The organism is Mesorhizobium sp. M1A.F.Ca.IN.020.06.1.1, from assembly GCF_004023265.1.
In the GTDB taxonomy this organism is placed as follows: domain Bacteria; phylum Pseudomonadota; class Alphaproteobacteria; order Rhizobiales; family Rhizobiaceae; genus Mesorhizobium.
Genome location: NZ_RZSR01000553.1, coordinates 1 through 4,034, shown reverse-complemented (window position 1 = coordinate 4,034; position 4,034 = coordinate 1). Strand labels below are relative to the sequence as shown.

Annotated in this window: 4 protein-coding genes; 2 read left to right on the top strand and 2 right to left on the bottom strand. The window is 65.0% G+C overall.

The window, feature by feature from the left end:
- A partial coding sequence (locus EOA60_RS22095) for a 4Fe-4S dicluster domain-containing protein (RefSeq protein WP_206628187.1) occupies window positions 1–668 on the top strand: 668 nt, incomplete at its 5' end.
- Window positions 669–840: 172 nt separating this feature from the next.
- The gene (locus EOA60_RS22090; protein ID WP_095823700.1) at window positions 841–1,434 is read left to right on the top strand and encodes a DUF922 domain-containing protein; all 594 of its coding nucleotides are present in this window, start codon (window positions 841–843) and stop codon (window positions 1,432–1,434) included.
- 44 nt (window positions 1,435–1,478) lie between these two features.
- Here the strand turns inward: EOA60_RS22090 and EOA60_RS22085 are convergent, their stop codons facing one another.
- Together EOA60_RS22085 and EOA60_RS22080 are read right to left on the bottom strand one after the other, a co-directional pair.
- Entirely contained in the window at window positions 1,479–2,462 is a 984-nt protein-coding gene (locus EOA60_RS22085; RefSeq protein ID WP_245307403.1) for an endonuclease/exonuclease/phosphatase family protein, read from the bottom strand.
- A gap of 166 nt (window positions 2,463–2,628) precedes the next feature.
- Window positions 2,629–4,032: an AMP nucleosidase gene (locus EOA60_RS22080; RefSeq protein WP_245502596.1), complete on the bottom strand. Its 1,404-nt coding sequence runs from the start codon at window positions 4,030–4,032 to the stop codon at window positions 2,629–2,631.
- Window positions 4,033–4,034: the final 2 nt, after the last annotated feature.

Sequence of the window (4,034 nt, the reverse complement as noted above, 5' to 3'; positions counted from 1 at the left end):
CGCACAATGCGGTGCTGTCGGGCATGCTGGCGGCCGAGCATGTCGCGGACGCCATTGCCGCCGGCCGGGCCAATGACGAGCTCGCCTCCTATGAAGACGCCTGGCGCGGCAGCGACATCGGCAGGGACCTGAAGAAGGTGCGCAACGTGAAGCCGCTGTGGTCGCGCTTCGGCACCATCGTCGGTGTCGGCATCGGTGGTCTCGACATGTGGCTGAACACGCTGTTCGGCTTCTCGCCCTTCGGCACGCTGAAGCACGGCAAGGCCGACTATGCGACGCTCGAGCCCGCCTCCAAGCACCAGAAAATCGCTTATCCGAAGGCGGATGGCGTCTTGACCTTCGACCGGCTCTCCTCGGTGTTTTTGTCCAACACCAACCATGAGGAAAATGAGCCCGTGCACCTCATCGTCGGCGACATGGCGCTGCAGCAGCGTTCCGAGCACGACGTGTTCGCCGGGCCATCGACCCGCTACTGCCCGGCCGGCGTCTATGAGTGGGTGGACAAGGACGGCAATGCCGCTGCCGATCCGTCCGCCAAGGACGTGCGCTTCGTCATCAACGCGCAGAACTGCGTCCACTGCAAGACTTGCGACATCAAGGACCCGAACCGGAACATCAATTGGGTGCCCCCGCAAGGCGGAGAGGGGCCGGTCTACCAAGGCATGTGAGCCCCACGTCTGGCCGGGCCGGCTCGCCAGCCGCCATCCTGTGGGAGAAGCTGGTTCGAGCCGGGTAAGAGGCGGCACCAAGAGCAATACGGTTGCGACGGCGCAACCTCAAGGCTGTTGAATCCGCTGCCTGCTTGTGTTCCCTTTCCCTGAGGATAGGGAGGAGACGGTTATGCGCCTGGCGGTTCTGACATGCCTTGTCGCGCTCGGCGCGCTCTGCGCGCCGCAGGCTTCGGCCGGCACCAAGGTGCTGGTCCAGACGCGCACCTATGACATTGCCGGCAATTCGGGCGCGGCGCTCATCGAGGCGATGGGCAGCAGGGGCCCCAAGCACGGCTTCATGACGCATGCCATCGCCCAGACCGCCTATACGGCCGACTGGGAGCTTGGCGTTATCCAGGACAAGGGCTCGTGCCGGATACGGCAGGCAAACGGAACGCTCAGTCTCTTCTACACTTTCCCCCGCTTGGCGTCGCCAGCCACGCCTGCATTGAAGAAGCGCTGGAACCGGTTCTTCGCCGGCGTGCGCGCCCACGAGGGAACCCATGGCCGCATTGCCCGGGAAATGATGCGCGTCACCGATCGCTCGATCACCGGTCTTAGGGTCGCTAACGACCCCTATTGCTACAAGGCGCGCAGCGAGGCGCGCCGGCGCATCCAGGCCGTCTATGCCGAATACGAGGCCAGGCAAAATGCCTTCGATGCCCGCGAGCACCGCGAAGGAGGTCATGTCGAGCACCTCGTCGCTGCTTTGATCAGGCCTTAGCGGCACAAGCAGAAACCGGCGATGCGGCGGGAAGCAATGCGACGCTAACCGCCCGTGTTGCCAAGTTGTGCGTTTGCCGCCAGCGCCGACTGATGCTCGTCCTCGGGCTGTCGGCCGTCGGACCGCAACGAGAACTCGATCAGCACCGGCAAGTGGTCGGAACCGGCGTCTTCCAGCCGCGTCGCCGAGTGGATGGTCACGGCGCCCTTGCTGAACACCTGGTCGATCGGCAGGCCGGCGAAGCGCCGGATGAAATCCGGTAGCTTCCGATGGATCCAGGTCGGCCCGGCCGACGGCATAACGCTCAGTCCGCCGAGCGAGGCGACACGACGCACTGCAGCGCTCCACGGCACGGCGTTGCAGTCGCCGGCCATGATGGCGGTTTCGCCGAGCGCGGCAAGCGGCCCCGCCAGCTCGCCGATCTGCCAGTACTGCTCGCGCGGCCACGGCCAGCTCAAATGGATTGCCGCGACATCGACGCCGGTGCCGCCGAAATCGATCGTGGCGGTAGCCATCGCGCCGCGCGGCTCGCAATGCGGCGCCGTGCCGGCGGCAAAAGGCCGTCGCGAGAGCAGCGCGACGCCGAACACGCCGTTGGGGTAGGGGCAGAGGATGCGGTACGGATAGGCGCCGGTGATATAGCCGAGCTCTCTCGTCCACATTCCCGACACCTCGTCGAGGGTGATCACATCAGGGTTGGTGCGGCCGATCAGCGACAGCACCTTCTTGGGCGTCGGATTGTCGAAGCGAAGATTGATCTGCAGCAGGCTATAGACGATACGGTCGGCAGGTTTGGCGACCGCCTGCTGCGGCCACAACCTGGGCAGCGCGCTGGCCGTCGTGGCGAGGCAGGCGAGGGCGAAGAGCAGCGCTGCTGCCGCCTGCAGCCGGTAGGAACTGGCAAGCAGCGCCACCGCCAGGAGCGCCGTGAGCACGCTCAGGTGAATACGAAAATGCGAGAACGAATCGAGGGCCGGATGCAGCGCGCCGAGGAATCCGGCCAGCAGCGCGGCCGTGAGTGCCGTCATCGCCAGGAATGCCACCCCAGCCGTCATGTTTGAGCGCGCGCCGCCTGTTGTCATGGTCAGTCGTGTTCTGCCGAATGTCGCCGGCATCTTTTTGCAGCGACATACTCTCGCTCAGGCCTGCTTATCGGCAAAATTGCGGCCCGGGCAAGACGATGAGTTGCCTCGGCTACTGGAAAGCAGTCTCGGAGAAGCTTCTCAACTTGCGCGAATGCAGCCGCTCCATCGGCATTTCGGCCAGCTTCTCCATCGCCCTGATGCCGATGGTGAGGTGCTGCGCCACCTGCCGCTTGTAGAATTCCGTCGCCATGCCGGGCAGTTTCAGTTCGCCATGCAAAGGCTTGTCGGAGACGCACAGCAGCGTGCCGTAGGGCACGCGGAAGCGGAAGCCGTTGGCGGCGATCGTCGCCGATTCCATGTCGAGCGCAATGGCGCGCGACTGCGAAAGGCGCTGCACCGGTCCGCGCTGGTCACGCAGTTCCCAGTTGCGGTTGTCGATGGTGGCGACGGTGCCGGTGCGCATAATGCGCTTGAGATCGTAGCCGGAAAGTCCCGTTACCTCGGCGACCGCTTCCTGCAGCGCCACCTGGATCTCGGCCAGCGGCGGGATCGGCACCCAGACCGGCAGGTCGTCGTCGAGCACATGATCCTCGCGCACATAAGCATGGGCCAGCACATAGTCGCCCAGTGCCTGCGTATTGCGCAGGCCGGCGCAGTGGCCGAGCATCACCCAGGCATGTGGCCGAAGCACCGCGATATGGTCGGTGATGGTCTTGGCGTTGGACGGGCCGACGCCGATATTGACCATGGTGATGCCGCCATGGCCCGACTTCTTCAGGTGGTAGGCCGGCATTTGCGGCAGGCGCTGTGGCGGGGTGCCTTCGCTCGCCGCGCCGGCCCCGGCCTTAGTCACGAGGTTGCCCGGCTCGACGAATTCGCTGTAACCGCCGCCGCCGCTCTCCATCAGCTCGCGGGCCCGCGCCACGAACTCGTCGATGTAAAACTGGTAATTGGTGAACAGCACGAAATTCTGGAAATGCTGCGGGCTGGTCGCCGTGTAGTGCGTCATGCGGTGCAGCGAATAGTCGATGCGCTGGGCCGTGAACGGCGCCAGCGGCCTCGGCTCGCCGAACGCCACCTCGAAAGTGCCGTTGGCGATCTGGTCGTCCGTGCCGTCGAGATCCGGCACGTCGAACAGGTCGCGGATCGGCCGCCTGATCCGCTCGGCAGCCGTGCCATCGACATAGGTGCCCTCCAGAAAGGCGAAATGCAGCGGGATCGGCGTCGTCGATTCCGACACCGTGACCTGGACGCCGTGATTGCGCATGATGAGCCGAAGCTGCTCGACGAGATAGTTCTCGAACAGCTTTGGCTGGGTGATGGTGGTGGCAAAATGCCCGGGCGTCGGCATATGGCCGTAGGCCTGGCGCGAGTCGATCTGCGTGAACGAGGTGGTGGTGACGCCGATCTGCGGATAGAAGGCCCGGTAGCGCCTGCTCTCGTCGCCGCCGGCGGCGAGCTTGGCGAAGGAATCGCGCAGGAATTTGGTGTTGCGGTCGTAGAGCGCCTCCAGCG